Below are 24,782 nucleotides of genomic sequence, written 5' to 3'. Positions count from 1 at the left end.
ATCCTCAGTCAAGGCGTGCGTTGCATAGGCAACGCGCAGGGATAGCGCACGCCTGCTTGCGGAGATTAGGTCAGTTAGATTATGAAGTTCCCCCCTCGTCATCCACTGCACGCTCGCGCCGGCGAATCTGCTGGTCCGTTCGGCCTGAGGCCGTCCGCCGCAGGGGCGATATGGGTTTTCGCAGTGCTGGGTGGCGTCCAGCCGGCGAGCGCGGATGCGACTGAAATCGATAGCGCAGACGCAGCCGTCCAGTTCGATACGACGTTCCTGCGTACCGACTCGACGCAACCCGTGGACGTCGCGCGCTTTGCACGCGGCAATCCGGTATTGCCGGGTGTTTATTCCGTCGACATCTGGGTCAACGATATCCGTGTGGCACGTCAGGACGTGCGCTTCGTGGCGGATCGCGAAGCGCGAAACGCCCGTCCGTGCGTCAGTCGGCAGATGCTGGAAAAATTGGGTGTGGACTTCGGCAAGGTCGAAGCGGGCATCGGCGTGAAGGCGGCAGCGCATAACTCGCCTAACGCCGCTAACGCCGGCGAATGCGTCGATCTTGCCGCGACGGTGCCGGAGTCGATCGTCGAATTCGATTTTTCGGAGCAGAAACTCGCGCTGAGCGTGCCGCAGAAATACACGCGCAACGCCGCACGCGGCTACGTGCCGCCTGAGATGTGGCAAGACGGCGTGAATGCAGGCTTCGTGAGCTACAACGCAAATACCTATCGCAGCGTCGGCCCGGGCACGGAGTCGACTCAGAGCTATCTGGGTCTGAATGCCGGCATCAACATCGGCGCGTGGCATTTCCGTCATCAATCGTCAGTGTCGCAGCAAACGGGCCAAGGCACGCGTTTCGACGAGATCGCGACATTCCTGCAGCACGATCTGCCGGCGTTGAGGTCGCAGGTCACGCTGGGTGATGGCTATACGACCGGCGATGTTTTCGACAGCGTGCAATTCCGTGGCGCGCAGATCGCCACCGACGATCGCATGCTGCCCGAATCGCTACGGGGCTATGCGCCGGTAGTGCGCGGTATGGCGGAATCGAACGCGCGCGTGACGGTCCGTCAGAACGGCCAGGTGATCTATGAAACGAGCGTGTCGCCGGGGCCGTTCGAAATCCGCGATCTCTATGCGACTGGCTATGGCGGCAACCTCGATGTGACCGTCACCGAAGCCGATGGCCGCACGAAAAACTTCAGCGTGCCTTTTGCCGCGGTGCCGCAGTCGCTGCGCCCGGGCACGATGCGCTTCTCCATCACCGCCGGTCAGTTGCGTAACGACGCGCTAGAGACGAAGTCGAATTTTGCTCAATTCACCTTGCAGCGTGGTCTCACGAATGTCGTGACGGTCTATGGCGGCGGCGTGGCGGCGAACGGGTATATCGCGGCCGATCTCGGTGCCGCGCTCAACACGAAGTTCGGCGCATTCTCAGCCGATGTGACAGCGGCGCAGACTCAGGTGCCGAACCAGAACACGATGCGCGGCACGAGCTTGCGTATCGGCTACAGCAAGCTCATCGATCCAACCAATACGAGCATTTCGATTGCTGCGTACCGTTATTCGACGGCGGGATTTTTGAATCCGTCGGATGCGGCATCCGTGCGCGATCTGGCGATGCGAGGCGGCGGTACGGATCTGGTTTACCGACAACGGAACCGTTTTCAACTCACGGTCAACCAGAACTTCAAGGACTACGGTTCCGTATTTTTGAGTGGGTCTGCCCAGCAATACTGGAATCGCGGCGGCAGCGACACTTTGTTCCAGACGGGTTACACCAACCGATACAGATTCGGCACCTACAGCATTTCAGCGGGACGCACGCGTAACGCGGACGATTCAATGTCGAACCAATTGACGGTCAGCACGACGATTCCGCTTGGCCATAGCCGACGCGCGCCGCTGTTGACGACGAACCTGTCGAGTTCGGGGGGCGACACAAGCGTTCAGGCCAATGTGAGCGGTTCACTGGGTGACCTCAACCAGTATTCGTACAACGCGTATGGCACGTATGGCAACGGCGGCCGCTCTTCCAATGCGGGGGTGAGTGGCACCTACCGCGCGCCGTATACGCAGGTGACGGCGTCAGCAAGCGCGGGCTCGGGTTCGAACCAGGTGTCGGCCGGCGTTAGCGGCACGGTCGTCGCTCATCCGGGCGGGGTGACCTTCTCGCAAGTCGTGGGTGATACGTTCGGCATTGTCGAGGCCGCAGGCGCTGCGGGCGCCAATGTGACCAGCGCGCCGGGCGTCAAGCTCGATCGCCACGGCTATGCCGTCGTGCCGTACCTGACGCCTTACGGCGTGAACACGGTCGATATCGACCCGGAGGGTACCTCGACCGACATCGAATTTGAATCGACTTCGGAGCAGGCCGTGCCGCGCCTCGGCTCTGTGGTGATGCTGACATACAAGACGGTCAGCGGTCGGGCAGCGCTGATTCGCGCGCCGCGGCCTGACGGCAGCGCGCTGCCGTTTGCTGCGGAGGTCGTCGATGAAAACGGCAAGACCGTTGGAGTCGTCGCGCAGGACAGTCGGATCTTTGCGCGTGGGCTGGAGGACAACGGCTCGCTGTTTGTGAGGTGGGGTTCGGCGGCGGCTGAGCAATGCCGGATTGATTACGTCATGCCGAAGAAAACGGCGCAGGCCAGGCAGGCTTATACGTCTATTGAGTCACATTGTCTCGCGGGCCAATAAGCGGCGGTTGCGAATCCGGTCCGTCGATTTGGAGGCTGACGGAGCGAGCGCCGCCGATACCCGTCTTCACGGCCTTAGGAACAGGGGCGGCCTCGACGGAGAGCGACTCGGGTGCGAGGTAAGAGTCATATTTACATGGAGTACATCTCATGCAATTCGGATTTCGCGGACCCAGCACGGCTCGACGCGCCTCCACCGGTCAGCGTCACGCGGCGGCGCTTGTCGGTCGCGCTCTCGCGTGCGCTGTATTGTTGTCTATCGCCCACGAGGTGCGCGCCGAGTGCTATGTGACCTCAAGACTCAGCGACACTTACGTTAGTTTTCCCCCTACTATCAACGTTTCCACCAGCGCTCCGGTAGGTACTGTAGTTGCGACAGTTACAGTCCCCGTATCGGGTGCGGTCGCTGGATTCAACTATGCGACCTGCTCAGGTGGCGGGGCGTTGCACTGGGCGATTGTTGGCGGCCCCCTCGTTGCGAATCGAATTGGTTCAACAACGGTTCAAGGCATTGGCTATACGTCGTACCTCTCGCGCGCCGGACTCCCCCGCAATATCGTCATGGACTCTTATATGGACGTTTCGTCAGTCCCCGGTGGCCCTGCCGCGCCGACGTTTCAGTCGCAACTTTATCTGACAGTGAATCTCATCAAGACGGGGGATGTCCTGCCGGGGCCGCTGTCGCTCAACCCGACCGGACCGGGCATGCCAAATTGGGTCGGTTACTTTTTTGACGGGAATCGAGGCGCGATTGCTTTCGCCGCCACGATGCCGCCTGGCGCTTCTTCCATTACAACATCATCCTGCAACGTGACGACGCTAGCCCCCAGCGTGGTCCTGCCCACTATCAGCACCAGTGCGTTCCAGGGCGTCGGCACGACGGCGGGTGTAACGCCGTTTGCAATCGGTTTGGATTGTCCGACGCCCAATGTTCGCGTCTTCATCACGTTGACCGATAACACCGCGTCAACGAATACGTCCGACATGTTGTCGCTAAGACCGGACTCAACCGCCCAAGGCATCAAGCTGCAAATCCTGAACGCGAATACGCCCATCAGTTTTGGTCCCGATTCCGCCGATGTGGGCAATACCAATCAATGGCTGGCGGGCACTTCAGTGGGCGGCCCGATGAATGTGCCGCTTTCGGTGCGGTATATCCAGGCGGGATCGTCAGTGAGACCAGGTACGGTGAACGGGATAGCGACCTTTACCATGTCATATCAATAACGTTGGCGGCAGTGTTTCCCGGCGTTGCCCGCTTGAAATCGGCATCTGTCCCCAACCCCATTTGCCGACGCACTGTCCCATGACGTGTATCATTCGTTCCCTGCGCTGTTCTGCGCTGGCGACTCCCGTATGGTCGAACGCTCGTTCGCGACCTGTTTCCGATGCGGCCGAGTTGCCATTGTGATGCGGGTTCCGGCCCAACTCCCGCAGCTCGACGCCGCCGCGCAAGGCGTGGCACACCGGCAGCCGCAAGCCGCCGGGACCGCCCGAACCCCTATCCGTGACCGCCAGACCCGATGTCAGTCTCCGAACTCAAACGCCGCCGCACGTTCGCGGTCATTTCCCACCCGGACGCGGGTAAGACCACGCTCACGGAAAAGCTGCTGCTGTTCTCGGGCGCGATCCAGATTGCCGGCACCGTGAAGGGCCGCAAGAGCAATCGCTACGCGACGTCCGACTGGATGGAAATCGAAAAGCAGCGGGGCATTTCGGTGGCGAGCTCGGTGATGCAGTTCGAGTACGGCGACGCCGTCATCAACCTGCTCGACACGCCGGGCCACGAAGACTTCTCCGAAGATACGTACCGCGTGCTGACCGCGGTCGACGCCGCCGTCATGGTGATCGACGGCGCGAACGGCGTCGAAGCGCAAACGCTCAAGCTGCTCGAAGTCTGCCGCAGCCGCAAGACGCCGATCGTCACCTTCATCAACAAGCTTGACCGCGAAGTGCGCGAGCCGCTCGAACTGCTCGACGAAATCGAGCAGCATCTGGGTGTCGCCGCCGTGCCGTTCACATGGCCGATCGGCATGGGCAAGGACTTCCAGGGCGTCTACGATATTCAGCGCGATCAGGTGCGCATTTTCCGCGCGGGACAGGACAAGGCCGGCGGCGAAGTGGAAACGCTGCAAGCGCCAAGCGACGAAGAAGGCGAACGCCGCTTCGGCCACGCCTGGATCAAGGCGAAGGAAGAGATCGATCTGATCACAGGCGCGTCGCCGGATTTCGATCGCGAGCAGTTCCTTGCCGGTCAGCAATCGCCGGTTCTGTTCGGCTCGGCGATCAACAACTTCGGCGTGAAGGAAATTCTCGACGCGCTGGTCGACCTGGCGCCGCCGCCGTCCATGCGCATGACCGTGCAGCGTCCGGTCATGCCGGACGAGCCGAAATTCACCGGCGTCGTGTTCAAGGTGCAGGCGAACATGGATCTGGCGCACCGCGACCGCGTGGCGTTTATCCGCGTGTGTTCGGGGCATTTCGAACGCGGCATGGCCGTGAAGGTGACGCGCACGAACAAAACTTTCCGCGCCAATAACGTGGTGACGTTCCTGTCGCAACGTCGTGAGACGGTGAGCGAGGCCTATCCGGGCGATATCATCGGTATTCCGAATCATGGCACGCTGAGTCTCGGCGATACGCTGACCGAAGGCGAGCAACTGCAATTCGTCGGCCTGCCATTTTTCGCGCCGGAAATTTTCCAGACCGTCGAAGTGGTCGATCCGATGCGCGCCAAGCAGCTCGGCGAGGCGCTGAAGCAACTCGGCGAAGAAGGCGCGATCCAGGTGTTCCGTCCGGAAGTGGGCGGCCTGATGATTCTCGGCGCGGTCGGGCAACTGCAGTTCGAAGTGGTGTCGCACCGTTTGTCGACGGAATACAAGGTCGACGTGCGCATGGCCCCGGCGCGCTACCGCATGTCACGCTGGGTGACTAGCGACGATGCAGCCGAATTGCGCCGCTTCACCGATTCGTACGCGGCGCGGATCGCGCTCGACGCTTCCGACGCACCGACGTATCTGGCCTCGCACGTGTCGGAAATCGAAGTCGCGCAGAAGGCGTGGCCGAAGATCGTGTTCAACGAGTTGCGCGAGCATTCGGGCGCGCCGTTCAAAAAGGCGATGTAAGTTCGCCGCACTGGTTTCGACCGAAAAACAAAGCAAGGCAACGCAACGCAACGCAAATCAGAAGGCCCCGTCAAAAACGCGGCCTTCTGCATTAACGCCCGTACCTTTGCCGCCTGGAGCATCGACGCTCACCCCAGCTTCAACACCTCTTCTCGCATCCACCCGGCCAGCGCCTGCACATGTTCCAGCCCGACGTGCCGCTGGGGAATATCGAGCCAGTAACCAAACGGCCCGCTCACATCGACGTCGGAAAACTGCGCGAGACTGCCGTCCGCCAGTTCCTCGACAATCATGTTCCGGTCGACGATCGCCAGCCCCGCGCCTTTACTCGCCGCGCGAATCGCCTGTTCCAGCGTCGAGAACTCGATGCCATTGTCCGCGTAACGCGCGGGCATGCCCGCCTTGGCCAGCCAGTTCGGCCACAATTCGAGCCGGGCGTCGTTGTGCAGCACATGCAGCGCCGGCATGCGTTCCAGCAACGCGTCGAGCGGTTGGCCGAGCAGGCGTGGCGCGCCCACGAGCACGTGGCGCTCCATCATCAGCAATTCGGAGTGCGCGTCCGGCAGCGCCTGGCGGCCGAAGCGAATCTGGCAGTGAAAGTCGCCGTTCGCCTCGGTACGAACGGACAGTTCGACGTCGGGCAATTCCACCGCGAGCGAACCCAAGCGCGGCGAAAACCATTGCGTGGCGAAAGTGGGCGGCAGAGCGAGCACGAGGCGCCGTCGCCCTTTGGCTGCCGTGATTTGACGAAAGCCGCGTTCGATCGTATCGAAGGCTTCGGACAGGCAGGGCAGCAATTGCAGGCCAGCTTGCGTCAGACGAATGCCTTTGTGGTCGCGCTCAAACAGTTTCGCGCCGAGCGATTCTTCGAGCAGCTTGATTTGCCGGCTCACGGCGCCTTGGGTCACGCACAGCGCAATGGCGGCGCGGTTAAAGCTCATGTGCCGGGCCGTCTCTTCGAAGAAGCGCAACGCGATCAGCGATGGCAAGCGCCGCATAAATCACCTTCTGTTACTTTTAATCGTGCGCGATCCGGCCGGCGAGAGGGTCGGGCTGCGAACTGTAGTTGTGCTGCACCACTAGCCGTGCGTTGTCCCCAAACGAATCACTTTTGGCGCGTCTCCGGCGCACGCGATTCGAACCGCCATCGGCCAGCGATTTTTCAAGGCAAACCGCCATCGTGGCGGCTGGAAGATTGTCGCATTGGCGCTCGTTGTTTGCTTGATCTCGATAACAAAAATCCCCGGCGCGCCTTGGACTGCCGGCCGCGATCGGGTGCCGGCCGGGCGCTGAAGGAGAAGCGCCGCGCGAACGCTCAACTTCGCCTATGCTGACGATGACGCGTGCCTGGCGACGGAGCCGGCTCGCTTTCCCTGCCTCGGAGCGCCTGTGACCGTTCGCAATCTCGACGCCTTGTTTCGACCCAAATCCGTCGCCGTAATAGGCGCCTCGGAGCGGCCCGGCAGCACCGGCGCGATGGTGTGGACGCGCGTGCTGGACGGGGGCTTCGACGGCCCGCTCTGGCCGGTCAATCCGAAGTACGAAAGGCTCGACGGCCACGCCGTGATCCACGATCCGGGCGATCTGCCGGAAGCGCCCACGGTCGCGCTGATCTGCACGCCACCGGCGACGTGGCCCGGCATCATCCATAAGCTCGGCGGATTGGGCACGCGCGCGGCGATTATCGTCGGCGAGGTGCGGTGCGATGAGGACCGGCTCGCGCTACGGCACGCGCTTTCGGCGGCGCGGCCGAATCTGTTGCGGATCGTCGGGCCGGGCAGTCTCGGCGTGGTGTCGCCGGCGCTGCGCGCGCATCTGGGCGCGCCGTCGTGCACGGTGAAGGCAGGCGGCGTCGCGTGGGTGTCGCAGTCGAACGCGCTGACCAACGCCGTGCTCGGCTGGGCGCACGCGCGCGGCCTCGGCTTCTCGCACGCTGTGGCGCTCGGCGGCGAGGCGGACGTGGACGCGGGCGACGTGCTCGACTATCTGGCCAGCGATCCCGGCACGCGCGCCATCCTGCTCGAACTGGATAGCGTGCGGGCGGCGCGCAAGTTCATGTCCGCAGCCCGGGCGGCGGCGCGCAACAAGCCGGTGCTGGCGCTGCGCTCCGGCCGCGCCGATCCCGCCGACGCGCTTTACACCGCCGCGTTCCGCCGCGCCGGCATGGTGCGTGTCGACGCGCTCGACGACCTGCTCGACGAGATCGAGACCCTCGGCGTGGGCCGCGTGGCGGCGGGCGCTACGGCCACGCTGATTACGAGCGACCGCGGCCTGGCCACGTTGGCGCGCGACGCCTTCGCCGCAGCCGGCGATACCCTTGCGCCGTGGCCCGATGAGGCATCGGTGGCCTTGATGCAGACCTTGCCGTACGCGGTCGGCGGCAACCCGCTGCAACTCGGCGACGACGCGCGTCCTGAGCACTTCGGCACCGCGCTCAAGCTGCTCGCGGATCATCGCAGCACCGGCACGGCCTTCGTGGTCCACGCGTCGACGCACGGCGCGCCGGTCGGCGAAGTGGCGCAGGCCCTGATCGCGAATCATCGCTTCGCGTATCGCGGCTTGCTCGCGTGTTTCTTCGGCGGCGTGGATGCCGCCACGCGCGACGCGCTGCACGCGCAGGGCATCCCGGTTCATACGACGCCGCAACGCCTCGCGCGCGCCTTCGCGCGGCTGGTCGATTACCGGACGGGGCGCGAACTGCTGATGCAAACGCCGGAGGGTCTGCCGGCGCAAATTCCCGAATGCATTGACGCGGCTCAGGCTCAGGCGCGCGAGGCACTTGCAGCAGGTGAGCACCAACTAACCGGCGAAGCGGCGGCGCGGTTTCTGGGGCGGTTCGGATTGCAGGTGGAAACGGACTCGTCCACCAAACCCGTCGTCGACATCGCTGTCGAACTCTACGACGACGGCAACTTCGGCCCTGTCTTGCGCTTCACGACGCCATCGGCGGACGGCGTGTCCGAACCGTTGTGCGTCTACGGGTTGCCGCCGCTCAACCCAATGCTCGCGCGCGACATCGTCACGCGTTCGCCGTACGCGCGGCTGGTTGCGCCGGAACCGGCGCTGGCCGCGCTGACGTCACTCTCGCAAGCCGTATGCGACGTCAAGGAGCTTGTCGGTCTCACGCTGACGCTCAGGGTGTACCGCGATCACGTGATGATCGTCGAGCCCACGCTGAACCTTGCGCCGACACGCAGCCGCCTCGCGATCATGCCGTATCCACGTCGTTTCGAAGAAACGCTGGACTGGCAAGGAGTGCGAGTGACGGTCCGGCCCATCCGTCCGGAAGACGAGGCCGCGCATCATGACTTCGTCGAAGCAATGACGCCCGAGGATTTGCGTTTGCGATTTTTCGGCGCGGTGGGCAGCTTCGACCATTCGCAGCTCGCGCGCATGACGCAGATCGATTACGACCGCGAAATGGCGCTGATCGCCACCGTGCAGAGCGACGAAGGCTTCACGCGGACGTTGGGCGTGGTGCGTGCTGTCGCCGATCCCGACAACGAAACCGCCGAATTCGCGGTGGCGGTGCGCTCGGATCAGAAAGGCCGGCGCCTTGGGCAATTGCTGATGGACCGGATCATCAAATATGCACGTCTGCGCGGCATTCATTGGCTGGTCGGCGAGGCGCTGCGCGAGAATGCCCCGATGATCGGGCTCGCCAAGGCCAGCGGTTTCACGATTACGCGGACGGAGGATCCGGGCGTGGTGGGGTTCAGGATGGCTCTGGATGAGGCGGCGACTCACTGACAAAGCGATGAGCGGCAAGGCAGCCCATCGAGGAAATTTCGCGTGTCTTGTCAGAACATATCGACATCGCGACGGAGTTCTCCTTGCGCGCAGCGTGTCATCGGAATTTGCATAGTGACGAAAGCGCCCGATCTTCGGACGTTTCTCAACACTGTTTGAGTGGACCTTTCATAAAATCTTACGGTCAGGTTACTTCCTGGCTCCGAGTCTTGGCAAAGGTGTAGTCAGCGAACTGTCGCTCGGCTGGGATTTTATTTAGCTCTCTTAACAGGTCAACTAATGATTCACAAGAAACGTACCCGCGAGACCTACCAGGGCACGGGGAAAACAGGCTACCGGCTGGCGCTCATGCCGGCAATGTTGATGGCGGCCATGCGCTGTGCCAATACCGCTTGGGCCGTCGACGGCGGCGTCGTGGCGGCAGGTGCCGGCGCCATCAAAACGCAGGGCAACAAAACGACCATTTCGCAGTCCAGCGACAAGATGATCGTCAACTGGAAGAACTTCAACATTGGGCAAGACCAGTCGGTTGTCGTCAGTCAGCCGGGCGCCACGTCGGCTCTGCTCAACCGTGTGACCACGGCGGACCCCACGCAGATCAACGGCGTGCTGAAGGCGAACGGCCGGGTGTTCGTGGTCAACCCGGCGGGCGTCGTGTTCGGCCAGAACGCCAAGGTCAATGTTGGAAGCCTCGTAGCCTCGACCCTCGACGTGAATGACCAGCAGTTCATGGACGGCGGCAGGCAAGGTTTGAACGGCACCAGGAACATCAATCTCTTTTCGCGCGGCGGTGAAGGTAAGGTCACGAATAACGGCCAACTGACCGCGGACGAAGCGGTGATTCTGTTGGGCCCTCAGGCGGCTAACTACGGCACGATCCGCGCCAGGGACGTGACGCTCGGTGCCGCAAATGGCGTAGCGATGCAGATGAGCGATTCGGGTTTTGGGGTCTCGCTCGGCCGGCAGGCACAGAATGCGCTGGCTGCCAATTACGGGGTTATCGCCGCGAAGGGCGGCAACGTCACGCTGTCCGCGGCGGCGACCGGCGCCATGCTGGGTACTGTCGTTCGAAACACAGGGCAGATCGAGGCAACCAGTGCCTCATTGGGTCGAGGCGGCAGTATCACGCTTGGTGCGGAACGTGACGGCAAGATCGGTGTAGGTGGCCGTTTGACTGCCGACAACTCTATCTGGATTACGACTGCGCCGGCATTTCCTTCTCCGTCTTCACCCTTCGACGCATCCTCGGCACCTGACGGCAGCGCTCGCGCACTCAAGGGCCACGACATCGCGGTGGAGTCGGGCGCAAAGATACAAGCGGCATCGGGCTACGTCAACATCAGTTCGGCGCGTGGCAACGTCACCATGGACGGCAAGATCGTATCGGACCTTGCTGATATCACCGCTGCCGGCGGTGCTGTCACAACTAACGGTCGGATTGAAGCCGATCAGGTGTCGCTGGGCGGCGTCGCTGTCGACATCAACGCACCGATCCACGCGGGGAGCATGGTGTCGGTTTCCGGTGACGGAGACGTGCACCAGCGAGCAGACGTGAGCGCGACTACCGGTTCGGTCTACGTGGCCGGTGCCAATATCATCCAGGCCAATGGCGTCAAAACTTCGGCCGCCGCCGACGTCTCGCTGACATCGAAGGCGGTCTATCAAGATCCGGTGACTACTGTTATGTCACCCGCTGGTCAAATCCATGTGGCGAATGTCACGGGCAAGACCATCAATATCAACGGCGGCGACATCGCGCTGACGGGGAATCTGAAGGCAGACGGCAATATTTCGGTTAAATCCATGCAATATATGCCGCCGTGTCCGGACGGGATGTCGTGCGTGCAGGTTATGCAAGGCGGTCACCTCGTTCAAACAGGCAACGTGATCAGCCGCAACGGCAACGTGGCATTGAACGCAGCGACCACCGTCTCGCAGCAGGCTTCGTCCCTTACCAAAGCCGGTAACGATGTCACGCTGAACGCCTTCGACGTTCAAACCGGGCGCATCCAGGCAGGCGACAAGATTGCTGTCGATGCGTACGTGGCTCGCGTCGGCGGCAAGTTGACGGCCCGCGAGGTCAGTCTGCCGGCCAACACGCAGAACGCGGACGGCAACATCCGCATCAAGGCGAAGTCCGCAAACCTGTGATCGCAAGCGAGCGTGACAAAGTACTTGAGCGGTTCTTCATCAGGCGAGTCGCAATAACTCACTGAGCGAACAGGCAAGCCGGCGTAACGAAGGGAGAGGCGCTTCGCCTCTCCCTTTCTGATTTGCATCGTAACAAACCTTCCTCATTCCCGATTCATGCGTCGGCAGGGCTCTCACGAGGCTCTGCTGGCGCTTATTTTTCCAGCGCATCGCAAACTTGAAAGCCGCTCACTCCTACTGGCACACACGCCGTCGATTTGACCGCGCCTGGCTGCCGTTGCTCGGCGTGACTGTATGGCACGCTTCCGCGCAAGCCTACGAGCCGACGAACGCCGGCTCGCTGCTCCGACAGACTCCCGAACTGACGCGAGGAGCCGGAGCCGAACCCGGAGTTGATCGAGCAGCGCCGATGCAGCCTTCGACTCCGCCCGAGACGGCACCCGAAAACGGCGAGCTTTCATTTCCCGTCCATGGCTTCGATTTTGGCGGCGCGTTGTCTGTGGAGGAACAACAACGCGCCGACGAATTCCTTGTGCCGTGGCGTGGGCGTAACGTCACGTTTTCGCAATTGCGCGTACTGCGCGATGCGCTTACCACGGTCCTGTACCACGGTGGCGACTCTCTCGTGCGTGTCATCCTGCCGCCGCAGACGGTGACGGACGGCGTCATCCACTTCGAGATCGCGCGCGGCCATGTCGAGTCTGTCACTGTCGAAAACAGCTCCGACGTCGCGACCAAACGGCTTCGGGAAATTCTTGAAAGCACGCGTGATGGCGCACCTTCGCTGCACGATATCGAGCGCAACGCACGCCTTGTCGAGGACATTCCCGGTGTCGGATCGGCGACATCCACGTTGTCTGCCGGAAGCCAACCGGGCGGCACGGTAGTCACAGTCGATGTCGCGCCTGGCGACCGGTATTACGGTGCGGCGACTATCGATAACGCGGGCTCGCGGCAAGCGGGTTGGCGCAGATTCGGCCTGACCGGCGGCGTTAACAATATGCTGGGGCTAGGCGACCAGTTACAGGCCACGGTCTATCTGACGCCGCGTTTCATGCAGACCCAGGCAGGCGAAGACGGGCAAACGCGCCTCGGCCGCATCTCCTACGACATGCTGACTGGCCTCGGCGCGAGCCGTGCGGGTATCGCATACTCGCATGTGGATTACCGGCTAGGTGAGATGTTCACGGGCTTGGGTACCGGATCGGCGAATGTCGTCAGCATTTACGGCGTCCAGCCGCTGATCCGCTCAGACTCCGCGAGTCTCGATCTTGGTGCCAATCTCGACCTCAAACGGTCCAGCGACGAAAAGTTCGACAACGTGCTTCGAACCGGCCTGCGCAGCCTCGTTGCATCAGTGCGCGCGGACGGCGCCCTGGCTGGTGAAATCGGCACGCGCCGCAACGTGATCCAGTACAGCGCCGTGCTCAGTCGCGGCACGGCAGAGCAGAGCGAGTTCGACTATTCGAGCAGCGCACCCATGCTCGACAGCCGACGATTCGACTTCTACAAGGCCGAACCATCCGTCGCTTACGTCCAGGCTATTACGCCGACTATCCGCGCTTCAGTCCAGATGCGCGGGCAATGGGCCAGTCGGAGTCTTGACAGCTCGGAACGAATGGGGCTCGGCGGTCCTTCTGCCGTGCGCGCTTATGATCAGAATGCGGCTTCGGTCGACGACGGTCTGATCCTTTCGATCGCCGCGAGCAAATCTATCAGCAGTTTGCCGGGCGCCTCTGTGCAGGTGTTTTATGACGATGCGCGAGGCAGAACACGTCCGGACGGCCCGATACCGGGCGCATTCGTGCGCTTGCAAGGTTATGGCATCGGCGCGAGCTACAGCGGCAAGCATGTGGCCGCGCAGTTAACTTATGCGATGCGTGCGGGCCATGCTTTTGAGCACACGGCTCGCCAGCAGACCTGGGTTACGGTGTCCACGACGTTTTAGTTGAATCAACCAGCAGTGGTGACGCCGGAGACGGTCGAAATGCTCTTCGCTCACCTCGAGAGGATCCTCAAAACTAGATCGCTTGCGACTGCGCTGGCCGCTGGCGTATGTGGCACAACACGCCACGTATCCGCACCCAACCTACGCGGCATCGCTGTCACGCGAACCGCTGGGATGTGCTCGACGTTTAAACGCAGCGCGCGAGGCAAAGAACACGGACGGCGTGCGCTTTGCCATCAGGGAGCGCACGCGCTGGATCAAGGGCTATGAAATGGATTGCAGAGGAGGCTGAACAAATGCCAGCGGCGCGCCCGATACATTTCGCAGCAAAGACGTAGACATCATGGCCAATATGATGAGAGCGGGTTTAAGCCGCCAGCTTCGCCGCCGCCTCATCGACCTGCGACCGCGTCACCGCCAACTCCTCCAACCACACATCGCCATAAACCGCCCCGGTCTCGCGCTCCAAACGCGCAATCGTCGCCGCGCAGCGACTCGCATCCTTCGGCGTCGCGATAAACGACTTCACCGATTCACCCGCCTTGAACGCATCGAACAACGGCACGCGGATGTCGTCCGGCAGCGCGCGCGTCGTCCACTGATACGGCTTGCCGTTGAACGTGAATTGCGGCGGCAGCACGCGCTCTTTCTTCGCGGCCGGAATCAGGCCGTACGTGCGCGCGGCTTCGCCGATCTGCTCCGGCGAAAACAGCTCGTCCGGGCTGATGTCGAATTGCTGAATGAACGTCTCGATGCTCTGCATCGCCGCCGCGCGATCGTCGCGGCGCTTTTGCGCATGAGCGACGATGTCGCGCAGTTCGTCGGCTTCTTCGGGCGTGATCGTGAAGCTCGACTGCTTCTGCTGGAGTTCGGAAAAACGCTGGAATTCGGAATCGGTCAGAAGTTTCGCCATTGCTTATCGATGAGCGCGCATGGACGAAGCCATGCGGCGGGATTTTTGAGAGGGTCGCCATTCTAAACCATGTGCGCGAGCGGCCGATTTTCGACGGACCGCCGCTCAGGTTCGACCCGCCGCATCACGCGCTAGGCGGCGTTCTCGTGAAACATCGACAGTGCCTGTACCGTCTCGCGCAACAGCACGGTGGCGGCTTCGAGCGTCGGGGCGACATACTCGTCGATGCGCCGCAAGTACGGACAGGTAAGCACCGCGATCGCCTGGCCGGACGGACCCTGGATCGGAAACGTGAGGTCGGTCACACCGAACGTCTGCTGGCTGTCCTTCTGCGAAAAACCCGCAGCCCGAATCCGCTCGCAGGCCTGTTCGAGCGCGTCACGATCGATCGTGACCTCTCCCTTCACTTTGGTATGCTCGGCCAGCATCTGTTCGCGCTGCTCGATGCTTTGAAACGCGAGCATCACGCGCCCCGAACCCGTGTCGATCAGGCCGACGCGCGAACCGAGCCGCACCGACATGCCCCACGTACCCGGACCATCCACTTGCGCGATCACCAGCAGATTGCCGCGGTCGTACACCACGAGGTGACACGATTGTTCGGCGGCATCGGCAAAGCGCTGCATGAGCGGCAGCGCTTCGGAGATCAGACGGTTCATCGGCGGATGCCGGTGCGCGAGCGCATACAGCTTGAGGCTGAGCGAATAGCGGTCTCCCCCCGCCGAGCGCACCACGTACTGACGCGCGACCAGCCGTTCAAGCATGCGATACATCTCGCTCGCGTTGCGTCCGAGCAGCTTGGTTATTTCGGCGCGCGTGAGTCCTTCCTTCTGCTCGGCGAGCAGTTCGAGGATGTCGAGGCCTTTGTCGAGCGCCGGGGCGCGGTAGCGGTCGGCGTCGTCTTTGTCGTCTGCGTCCATCGTGAGGGAGGTTCCTTGGGCTGTTCTCATTATGTGGCGCGTGAGTGTACGTGCGGGACGAATCTGGCGGAGATGACGCACGTCCAGGGAAAATACGGACGGTCCGTGCAGTCTATATTCCTTGACTTCGAAAAGTCCATATATGAATAATACGTTCATTGGTGAATGAACGTCGCCAAGACTCGACAAGACTCGAATAAAAAAGCGCAGGACGAAGTGCCGGCCTCAGACCCGGTTCACGCAGTTCCCACAACGCATATCTGGAGACAACCATGTCGTTCGCGAAAGGGCCGCTCACGGCCCGCCGTTTGTTCCGCACTTCGTTCTCCGTCGCAGCGGCTGCTGCGTGCCTCGCCGGCCTTGCCGCGACGGGTGCCGCGCAAGCCGCCGACGCCGGCAAGATCGGCCTCGGTCTGCCGCTGCTGACCTCGCCGTTCTGGCAGTCGTACAACAACTATCTGCCCAAGTACGCGAAGGAGAGCGGTCTCGACATCCTCGCGCCGGTCAATTCGAACGGCGATCCGGTCCAGCAGATCACGGACATGAACAACCTGCTGAACCTCGGCGCGAAGGGCATCGTGGTCGGCCCGCTGGATTCGGCGGCGATCAGCCGCGCGCTCGATGCCGCTGCGGCGAAGAACGTGCCGGTGGTCGCCGTAGACGTCGCGCCGACGCAGGGCAAGGTCGCGATGGTCGTGCGCGCGGATAATCACGCGTATGGCGAGAAGGCGTGCAAGTACATCGGCGATCACGTGAAGTCGGGCAAGGTCGTGCAGATCATGGGCGACCTGGCATCGGTCAACGGACGCGATCGGTCTGAAGCGTTCCGCTCTTGCATGAAGGGTTATCCCGGCATGTCGGTATTGGAAATTCCCGCGGCCTGGAAGGGCGACGTCGCGGCCACCGCGCTCGACAGTCTGCTGACCGCGAATCCCGACGTGAAGGCCATTTACATGCAGGCAGGCGGCGTTTATCTGTCACCCACTCTGCAAACCTTGCGTCGCAAGCAGATGCTGTTTCCGGCCGGCGATGCGAAGCATGTCGTGATCGTCAGCAACGACGGCATTCCTCAAGAGTTCGACGCGATCCGCCGCGGCGATATCGACGCGACTGTGTCGCAGCCCGCCGACTCGTACGCGAAATATGGCCTGTTCTACATCAAGGCGGCGTTGGCGGGTCAGACCTTCAAGCCCGGTCCGACCGATCACGGCAGCAACATCATCCAGTTGGCGCCGGGCATTCTGGAAGACCAATTGCCCGCACCGCTCGTGACGAAATCGAACGTCGACGACAAAGCCTTGTGGGGCAACACGGTCAAATGAGCGGTCCAATGAGCGAACTCGCGTCCTCCGTGCCCGTCGTCGAAGCGCTCGAGGTCACCAAACGCTTCGGCTCGACGGCCGCGCTGAACGACGTGAGCATTCGCGTCATGCCCGGCGAGTCGCATGCGCTCGTCGGGCGCAACGGCGCGGGTAAATCGACGCTGGTGTCGATTCTCACCGGCCTGCGCAAGCCCGACACCGGCGAGGTGCGTTTCAGCGGCGCGGCCGCGCCATCGATCGCGGATCGTGACGCCTGGCGCGAGCGCGTGGCATGCGTCTACCAACATTCGACGATCATCCGCGATCTGAGCGTGGCGGAGAATCTGTTCATCAACCGGCAGCCGTTGCGCGGCGGCGTGATCGATTGGCAAGCCATGCGGCGCGATGCGCGCGCGTTGCTCGATCACTGGAAGATCGACGTGCGCGAAGATGCCCGCGCCGGCGATCTGTCGGTGGAAGCGCGGCAACTGGTGGAGATTGCGCGCGCGCTGTCGTACGGCGCGCGCTTCATCATTCTCGACGAACCGACTGCGCAACTCGACGGCGACGAGATCAAGCGCCTGTTCCGGCGTATCAGCGAGTTGCAGCGCGAAGGCGTGACGTTTCTCTTCATCTCGCATCATCTTCAGGAAGTCTATGAAATCTGCCAGGCCGTGACGGTGCTGCGCGATGCGCGGCATATCGTCAGCGCGCCGGTTTCCGCGTTGCCGCGTGAGCAACTGATTGAAGCGATGACCGGCGAACGCGGCGGTCTCGCCGTCGCCGACGCTGCAGCGCGCGCCGCGTTGCCCGCCGATACGGCGGTCGCGCTGGAACTCAAGGAACTGGCCGGCGCCGATTACGAAGGCGTGTCGTTCATGGTGAAGCGCGGCGAAGTCGTCGGCTTGACCGGCGCGACGAGCAGCGGCCGCACGAGCGTGGCCGAAGCGATTGCGGGCCTGCGCGCGGCCAAGCGCGGCACGATCAGCGTCGACGGCGCAATCTTGCCGCCCGGCGATGTGCCCGCGGCGCTCGCGCATGGCATAGGCTGTGTGCCGAAGGATCGGCATCACGAAGGGCTGGTGCTCACGCAATCGGTGGCGGAAAACGCATCGATGACGATCGCGCGTCTGCTCGGCAAATTCGGCATCGCGCCGCCCGCGAAGAAGAACGCCTTCGGCCAGAAGATGATCGAGGCGCTCGGCATCGTCGCGCAAGGTCCGGAGCATGTCGTGTCGGGTCTATCCGGCGGCAATCAGCAGAAGGTGGTGATGGCGCGCGCGCTCGCCACTAACCCCAATGTGCTCGTGCTGATCGATCCCACCGCGGGCGTCGACGTGAAATCGAAAGAAGCGTTGCTCTCCGTCGTGGATCGCGTGCGCGAAGAGGGCAAGGCCGTGCTGGTCGTGTCCGGCGAACTCGACGATCTGCGCACCTGTGACCGCGTGCTGGTCATGTTCCGTGGCCGTGTCGCGGCCGAATTTCCCGCGGGTTGGCAGGACCACGACCTGATCGCATCCGTTGAAGGAGTCAGTCTTCATGAAGAATAGTGTGCCCAGTCCCGCTTTCGGCGCCGTGCAAGGTCAGGCTCAGCCTCAGATGGCCGCGCCGGCGTCGCGAGGCAAACGCGCGCGTTCCGAACTCGCCCGGCTGCGTGAACTGGCGTTGTTGCCCGCGCTTGCTTTGTTGATCGTGATCGGCGCGTTTGTCAGCCCGAGCTTTCTGACGAAGACGAATCTCATCAGTGTGCTGGGCGCGTCGGCGGCGTTGGCGCTCGTCGTGCTCGCCGAATCGCTGATCGTGCTGACGGGCAAGTTCGACTTGTCGCTCGAATCGACGGTCGGTATCGCGCCCGCCGTGGGCGCGATGCTGGTGATGCCGGCGGCGTCCGCGGGCTTCGGCATGCAATGGCCGGCGGCGGCCGGCTTGCTCGCCATCGTGGTGGTGGGCGCGGTGATCGGCTTCATCAACGGCTTTCTCGTGGTGCGTTTGCGGCTCAATGCGTTCATCGTCACGCTGGCCATGCTGATCGTGTTGCGTGGCATGCTGGTCGGCGCGACCAAGGGCGGCACGCTGTTCGATATGCCGCCGTCGTTCTTCGCGCTCGCCACCACTATCGTGCTCGGCTTGCCTTTGTCCGTATGGCTCGCCGCAGTGGCGTTTGCGATCGCGGCCTTCATGCTGCGCTACCACCGGCTGGGCCGTGCGTTGTACGCGATCGGCGGTAATCCGGAAGCGGCGCGCGCGGCTGGGATTCGCGTGGAGCGCATCACGTGGGGCGTATTCGTGCTCGGGAGCATACTTGCCTCGGTGGGCGGTCTGATCGTGACCGGCTATGTCGGCGCGATCAATGCAAACCAGGGCAACGGCATGATCTTCACGGTGTTCGCGGCGGCGGTGATCGGCGGCATTTCGCTCGACGGCGGCAAGGGCACCATGTTCGGCGCGCTCACCGGCGTGCTGCTGCTCGGCGTCGTGCAGAACCTGCTGACGCTAGCCCAGGTGCCGTCTTTCTGGATTCAGGCGATTTACGGCGCGATCATTCTGGGCTCGCTGATGGTGGCGCGCGTTGCGAGCGGCGAAGGGCAGAACTGATGCACATGCACCTTGGAGAACTCATTTGACCAGCCGCCCGTTGCCATTGCAAACCGACCCGCGCCTGATCCTGCTCAGCCCCGCCGACAACTGCCTGATCGCGGCGGCGCGCCTCGACGGCGGCACGCAGATCGAGATCGAGGGCGAGCGCGTGACTCTCACCAAAACCATCGACCTCGGTCACAAGGTGGCGCGCCATGAACTCGCGAAAGACGACAAAGTGCTGCGCTACGGCGCGGTGATCGGTCACGTGACAGAAGCCGTGGCGCGCGGTGCGCATCTGCATACGCACAACCTCGAAAGCGATTACCTGCCGACGTACACGCACGACGCGGGCCACGAATTCGTCCATCACTGATGTGCGCACAACGAAGTGGCCTTGCGCCGCGCTGGAACGATCATGACTGACACTTCCGTAGCATCTCTGCCTGTCGCCGCGCAGCAGCCCGCGCTTGAGGGCTATCTGCGCCGCGATGGCCGCAAGGGCATCCGCAATGTGGTCGCGGTGGCGTATCTGGTCGAGTGCGCGCATCACGTCGCGCGCGAGATCGTTACGCAGTTTCGCGAACCGCTCGACGCCTTCGACGATCCATCCTCCGAACGCGAACCGCCTGTGCACCTGATAGGCTTTCCGGGCTGCTATCCGAACGGCTATGCGGAAAAGATGCTCGAGCGGCTCGCCACGCATCCCAACGTGGGCGCGGTGCTATTCGTGTCGCTGGGTTGCGAGAGCATGAACAAGCACTATCTGGTGGACGTGGTGCGCGCGAGCGGCCGTCCCGTGGAAGTGCTGACGATCCAGGAAAAGGGCGGTACGCGCAGCACGATTCAATACGGCGTCGACTGGATTCGCGGCGCGCGCCAGCAACTCGCCGCGCAGCAGAAAGTGCCGATGGCGCTGAGCGAACTGGTGATCGGCACGATCTGCGGCGGCTCGGACGGCACCAGCGGCATCACGGCGAATCCAGCGGTGGGCCGCGCGTTCGATCATCTGATCGACGCGGGCGCGACCTGCATCTTCGAGGAAACCGGCGAGCTGGTGGGCTGCGAATTCCATATGAAGACGCGCGCGGCGCGTCCGGCGCTCGGCGACGAAATCGTCGCTTGCGTCGCGAAGGCGGCGCGTTATTACTCGATTCTCGGCCACGGCAGTTTCGCGGTCGGCAACGCGGACGGCGGCCTCACCACGCAGGAAGAGAAATCGCTGGGCGCGTATGCGAAAAGCGGGGCGTCGCCGATTGTCGGCATCATCAAGCCGGGCGATATTCCGCCAACGGGCGGACTGTATCTGCTCGACGTGGTGCCGGACGGCGAGCCGCGCTTCGGTTTCCCCAACATCAGCGATAACGCGGAGATCGGCGAGCTGATCGCCTGCGGTGCGCATGTGATTCTGTTCACCACGGGGCGCGGTTCGGTGGTCGGCTCGGCGATCTCGCCGGTGATCAAGGTCTGCGCGAATCCCGCGACGTATCGCAATCTCTCCGGCGACATGGACGTCGATGCAGGCCGCATTCTCGAAGGCCGCGGCACGCTCGACGAAGTAGGCCGCGAAGTCTTCGAGCAGACAGTGGCGGTCTCGCGCGGCGCGGCTTCGAAGTCGGAGACGCTTGGTCATCAGGAATTCATTCTGACGTACAAGACGTTCGAACCGGTCGGACCGGCTTGCTTGCCGTCGAGCGCCGCAGCGCAGCATCGGGTTGTCGCGATCGAGCCGCACTGAGCGGCTCATTCGCGGTCATGGCTAGCGGCAGGCCGCACGCGCCGTGGGCAAACCTCGCCCATGCATGGTAAAACACGACAAATTGGAGACGCGTTCAATGACCGCAACGATCGGATCGAAGATCGGGCAACGGCGCCGCATCGGCCGCGGGCCGTTGCAGGTGACCGGTTTGGGACTCGGCACGGCGCCCCTCGGCGGCCTGTACCGCGATCTGTCCGACGAAGAAGCTCACGCCACCATTGCCGCCGCCTGGAACGCCGGCGTGCGCTATTTCGACACCGCGCCGCATTACGGCAACACGAAAGCCGAGCATCGTTTGGGTGACGTGTTGCGGCGCTATCCGCGCGGCGAATATCTGCTGTCCACCAAAGTTGGCCGCCGTTTCGTGCCGCGCACCACGCCTTTCGACGACAAGGAAGGCTGGCAAAACCCGCTCCCATTCGAAGCAATCTACGACTACACCCACGACGGCATTCTGCGTTCGTTCGAAGATAGCCAGCAGCGCCTCGGCATTGTCGATATCGACATTCTGCTGGTGCACGATATCGGCCGTGTCACGCACGGCGACAACCATCCCCATTACTGGCGGCAACTGACAGAAGGCGGCGGTTTTCGCGCGCTGGACACGTTGCGCTCTTCTGGCGCGATCAAGGCCGTCGGACTCGGCGTCAACGAAGGCGCGGTGATACTCGATGCGATGGCCGAGTTCGATATCGATTGCGCGTTGCTCGCGGGCCGTTATACGCTCCTCGAACAGACCACGCTCGACGACCTGTTGCCCGCTTGTGAAAAACGCGGCGTCAGCATCCTGTTAGGCGGCGCGTTCAACTCGGGCATTCTGGCGCGCGGTGTCGAAGGTGATCTGAAGTTCAATTACGGCGAGGCGCCGCCCGAAGTGATCGAGCGCGTCGCGCGGCTGGAGGCGGTGTGCCGTGCGCACGGCGTGCCGCTGGCAGCCGCCGCCTTGCAGTTTCCGTATGCGCATCCGGCGGTCGCCACGGTGTTGACCGGCGCGCGCAGTGCCGATGAATTGCGCGAGAACGCTGCGTCGTTCGAGAAGCCGATCCCCGCGGCCTTATGGTCCGCGTTGCGTGATGAAGGCTTGCTCGACAGCCGCGCGCCCGCGCCGGAGGATTGAGTTGACGATGCATATCGATGCCCACCAGCATTACTGGGATCCCGCTCGTGGCGATTACGAGTGGCTCACGCCGGAACTGAAAATCCTGTACCGGACGTTCGGCCCGGAGGATCTCAAGCCATTGCGCGAACGCGCGGGTATCGAACGGACGGTGGTGGTGCAAGCGGCGCCGACCATCGACGAGACGCGTTATTTGCTGGACCTGGCGCGCCATGAGCCGTCGATTGCCGGCGTGGTCGGCTGGGTGCCGTTGTTGCTGCCTACCGCGCCGCAGGTGATCGAAGCGCTGGCGCATGAGCCGAAGTTCAAGGGCGTGCGGCCGATGCTGCAGGATCTGCCCGACAACACGTGGATCGCGAACCCCGATCTCGCGCCGGCCATCGAAGCGCTGATCGCATATGACCTTGCGTTCGACGCGCTCATTTACGCGCGCCACGTCGAGCCGTTCGAAACTTTCGCTAAGCGTTTTCCGGCGCTGCGCATCGTCGTCGATCATGGGGCGAAGCCGCCGATCCGCTACGGACGCGCGGGCTACCAGAGCTGGGCCGACGCAATCACGCGGCTCGCGCAACTGCCGCAGGTGCATTGCAAGCTGTCGGGGCTCGTCACCGAAGCATCGCCGGGCTGGACCGAGGAAACGCTGCACCCGTACGTCGAGCATCTGCTGAAGTCATTCGGTCCGGCGCGTTTGATGTGGGGCAGCGACTGGCCGGTGCTCGATCTGAACGGCGACTATCTGCTCTGGCATTCGGTGGCGAACACCTTGCTCGCGTCCTTGAGCGACGGCGAGCGCGAAGCGGTTTTCGGCGGCAATGCTGCCGCGTTTTATCGATTGTGATTTCTGGAAGAGACAAGCAACAGCCCATTCAACTGGAGTCGTAGATGACACAAAGACTGGCCGGCAAGACGGCCCTGATCACGGCGGCAGGACAAGGCATCGGACTCGCTACCGCCGAACTTTTCGCGCGCGAAGGCGCGCGCGTGATCGCCACGGATATCCGCATCGACGGACTCGCCGGCAAGCCGGTCGAGGCGCGCAAGCTCGACGTGCGCGACGACGCGGCGATCAAGGCGCTGGCCGCCGAAGTCGGCGCGATCGACGTGCTGTTCAACTGCGCGGGCTTCGTGCATGCGGGCAATATTCTCGAATGCAGCGAAGAGGATTGGGACTTCGCCTTCGACCTGAACGCGAAGGCGATGTACCGCATGATCCGCGCGTTCCTGCCGGCCATGCTGGAGCACGGCGGCGGCTCGATCATCAACATGTCGTCGGCGGCGTCGAGCGTGAAGGGCGTGCCTAACCGCTTCGCGTATAGCGCCTCCAAGGCCGCGGTGATCGGGCTGACCAAGTCCGTTGCTGCGGACTTCATCACGCGTGGTGTACGCTGTAACGCGATCTGCCCGGGCACGGTGGCTTCGCCGTCGCTCGAACAGCGGATCGTCGCGCAGGCCCAGGCGCAAGGCGCGACGCTGGACGCCGTGCAGGCCGCCTTTGTCGCGCGTCAGCCGATGGGCCGCATCGGCAAGCCGGAAGAGATCGCCGCGTTGGCGCTGTATCTCGGGTCCGACGAGTCGTCGTTTACTACGGGCCACGCGCATGTGATCGACGGCGGCTGGTCGAACTGACGCGCGGCGACCCAAGCTGAACCACGAACCGAACACCACTGAAAGGAAGTGCCAGGATGAAACTGCTTCGTTATGGGCCGAAAGGCCAGGAAAAGCCGGGCTTGCTCGACGCGCAAGGCAAGATTCGTGATCTGTCGAAAGTGGTCGCCGATATCGACGGCGCCGCGCTGACCGACGAAGGTCTCGCCAAACTGCGCGCGCTCGATCCGGCTTCGCTGCCGCTGGTCGAAGGCAGCCCGCGCATGGGTCCGTGCGTCGGCAAGATCGGCAAGTTCATCTGCATCGGCTTGAATTACGCGGATCACGCGGCCGAATCGAATCTGCCGGTGCCCGCCGAACCGGTCATCTTCAACAAGTGGACGAGCGCCATCAGCGGCCCGAACGACGACGTTGAAATTCCCCGTGGCTCGAAGAAAACCGATTGGGAAGTCGAATTGGGCGTGGTGATCGGCAAGCCGGCGAAATATATCGACGAAGCTAACGCGCTGGCTTACGTCGCCGGTTATTGCGTGATCAACGACGTGTCGGAACGCGAATGGCAGATCGAAAAGGGCGGCACGTGGGACAAGGGTAAGGGCTTCGACACGTTCGGCCCGATCGGTCCGTGGGTCGTCACGCGTGACGAAGTCGCCGATCCGCAGAACCTGAGCCTGTGGCTCGAAGTGGATGGCCACCGCTATCAGAACGGCAGCACGAAGACGATGGTGTTCGGCGTCGCGAAACTGGTGTCGTACGTGTCGCAGTGCATGAGCCTGCAACCGGGCGACGTGATTTCGACCGGCACGCCGCCGGGCGTCGGCATGGGCGTGAAGCCGAATCCGGTGTTTCTCAAGCCGGGTCAGACGATTCGCCTGGGCATCGAAGGGCTGGGCGAGCAAACGCAGAAGACCTACGCGGCGGAGTGA

18 protein-coding genes are annotated in these 24,782 nt (G+C 63.0%); 15 read left to right on the top strand and 3 right to left on the bottom strand.

Annotation, left to right across the window (positions count from 1 at the left end; translation table 11 throughout):
- Window positions 1–81: 81 nt before the first annotated feature.
- The 3 genes from B0G81_RS02170 to B0G81_RS02160 all read left to right on the top strand — a co-directional run bounded on the left by B0G81_RS02170 (window position 82) and on the right by B0G81_RS02160 (window position 5,815).
- Complete coding sequence (locus B0G81_RS02170) at window positions 82–2,691, top strand: fimbria/pilus outer membrane usher protein (RefSeq protein ID WP_134133168.1); 2,610 nt, start codon at window positions 82–84, stop codon at window positions 2,689–2,691.
- Window positions 2,692–2,840: 149 nt separating this feature from the next.
- Entirely contained in the window at window positions 2,841–3,917 is a 1,077-nt protein-coding gene (locus B0G81_RS02165; protein WP_134133165.1) for a fimbrial protein, read from the top strand.
- 296 nt (window positions 3,918–4,213) lie between these two features.
- Window positions 4,214–5,815 (top strand): peptide chain release factor 3, encoded by a 1,602-nt coding sequence (locus B0G81_RS02160; protein WP_116146897.1) that lies wholly within the window; start codon window positions 4,214–4,216, stop codon window positions 5,813–5,815.
- Between the two features lie 128 nt (window positions 5,816–5,943).
- Here the strand turns inward: B0G81_RS02160 and B0G81_RS02155 are convergent, their stop codons facing one another.
- Window positions 5,944–6,813 carry a LysR family transcriptional regulator gene (locus B0G81_RS02155; RefSeq protein WP_134133160.1) on the bottom strand — a complete coding sequence of 290 codons (870 nt, stop codon included), beginning with the start codon at window positions 6,811–6,813 and terminating at the stop codon, window positions 5,944–5,946.
- Between the two features lie 391 nt (window positions 6,814–7,204).
- On the opposite strand from B0G81_RS02155, the gene B0G81_RS02150 reads away from it, so the two are divergent.
- The 3 genes from B0G81_RS02150 (at window position 7,205) to B0G81_RS02140 (ending at window position 13,664) form a co-directional block, all read left to right on the top strand.
- The gene (locus tag B0G81_RS02150; protein WP_134133154.1) at window positions 7,205–9,565 is read left to right on the top strand and encodes a GNAT family N-acetyltransferase; all 2,361 of its coding nucleotides are present in this window, start codon (window positions 7,205–7,207) and stop codon (window positions 9,563–9,565) included.
- Between the two features lie 279 nt (window positions 9,566–9,844).
- On the top strand, window positions 9,845–11,716 hold the full coding sequence (locus tag B0G81_RS02145; RefSeq protein WP_134133150.1) for a filamentous hemagglutinin N-terminal domain-containing protein: 1,872 nt from the start codon (window positions 9,845–9,847) through the stop codon (window positions 11,714–11,716).
- Between the two features lie 409 nt (window positions 11,717–12,125).
- Window positions 12,126–13,664: a ShlB/FhaC/HecB family hemolysin secretion/activation protein gene (locus B0G81_RS02140; RefSeq protein ID WP_243856339.1), complete on the top strand. Its 1,539-nt coding sequence runs from the start codon at window positions 12,126–12,128 to the stop codon at window positions 13,662–13,664.
- Window positions 13,665–14,031: 367 nt separating this feature from the next.
- On the opposite strand, the gene B0G81_RS02135 is transcribed toward B0G81_RS02140, so the two are convergent.
- Together B0G81_RS02135 and B0G81_RS02130 are read right to left on the bottom strand one after the other, a co-directional pair.
- Entirely contained in the window at window positions 14,032–14,577 is a 546-nt protein-coding gene (locus B0G81_RS02135) for a hypothetical protein (RefSeq protein WP_134133146.1), read from the bottom strand.
- 131 nt (window positions 14,578–14,708) lie between these two features.
- On the bottom strand, window positions 14,709–15,497 hold the full coding sequence (locus B0G81_RS02130; RefSeq protein WP_106281662.1) for an IclR family transcriptional regulator: 789 nt from the start codon (window positions 15,495–15,497) through the stop codon (window positions 14,709–14,711).
- 272 nt (window positions 15,498–15,769) lie between these two features.
- Here B0G81_RS02130 and B0G81_RS02125 point away from each other — a divergent pair, with 272 nt between their 5' ends.
- The 9 genes from B0G81_RS02125 to B0G81_RS02085 all read left to right on the top strand — a co-directional run bounded on the left by B0G81_RS02125 (window position 15,770) and on the right by B0G81_RS02085 (window position 24,782).
- Window positions 15,770–16,819 (top strand): sugar ABC transporter substrate-binding protein, encoded by a 1,050-nt coding sequence (locus B0G81_RS02125; protein ID WP_134133142.1) that lies wholly within the window; start codon window positions 15,770–15,772, stop codon window positions 16,817–16,819.
- A gap of 8 nt (window positions 16,820–16,827) precedes the next feature.
- The gene (locus B0G81_RS02120) at window positions 16,828–18,348 is read left to right on the top strand and encodes a sugar ABC transporter ATP-binding protein (RefSeq protein ID WP_134133138.1); all 1,521 of its coding nucleotides are present in this window, start codon (window positions 16,828–16,830) and stop codon (window positions 18,346–18,348) included.
- A gap of 49 nt (window positions 18,349–18,397) precedes the next feature.
- A complete protein-coding gene (locus B0G81_RS02115) occupies window positions 18,398–19,393 on the top strand; it encodes an ABC transporter permease (RefSeq protein ID WP_243856740.1) in 996 nt (331 codons plus the stop codon).
- 25 nt (window positions 19,394–19,418) lie between these two features.
- Entirely contained in the window at window positions 19,419–19,751 is a 333-nt protein-coding gene (locus tag B0G81_RS02110) for a UxaA family hydrolase (protein WP_208328503.1), read from the top strand.
- Window positions 19,752–19,793: 42 nt separating this feature from the next.
- Complete coding sequence (locus tag B0G81_RS02105; protein WP_134133132.1) at window positions 19,794–21,113, top strand: UxaA family hydrolase; 1,320 nt, start codon at window positions 19,794–19,796, stop codon at window positions 21,111–21,113.
- Between the two features lie 97 nt (window positions 21,114–21,210).
- Window positions 21,211–22,251, top strand: a complete 1,041-nt coding sequence (locus B0G81_RS02100) for an aldo/keto reductase (protein WP_106281672.1) — start codon at window positions 21,211–21,213, stop codon at window positions 22,249–22,251.
- A 7-nt stretch (window positions 22,252–22,258) separates the two neighbouring features.
- Window positions 22,259–23,089 (top strand): amidohydrolase family protein, encoded by an 831-nt coding sequence (locus B0G81_RS02095; RefSeq protein ID WP_134133129.1) that lies wholly within the window; start codon window positions 22,259–22,261, stop codon window positions 23,087–23,089.
- A 44-nt stretch (window positions 23,090–23,133) separates the two neighbouring features.
- On the top strand, window positions 23,134–23,877 hold the full coding sequence (locus B0G81_RS02090; RefSeq protein ID WP_121309603.1) for an SDR family oxidoreductase: 744 nt from the start codon (window positions 23,134–23,136) through the stop codon (window positions 23,875–23,877).
- A gap of 56 nt (window positions 23,878–23,933) precedes the next feature.
- Entirely contained in the window at window positions 23,934–24,782 is an 849-nt protein-coding gene (locus B0G81_RS02085) for an ureidoglycolate lyase (protein ID WP_134133125.1), read from the top strand.

The organism is Paraburkholderia sp. BL6665CI2N2, assembly GCF_004366535.1.
In the GTDB taxonomy this organism is placed as follows: Bacteria; Pseudomonadota; Gammaproteobacteria; order Burkholderiales; family Burkholderiaceae; genus Paraburkholderia.
The sequence above is the reverse complement of the archived record's forward strand: the minus strand, read 5'-3'. Positions and strand labels throughout refer to the sequence as shown.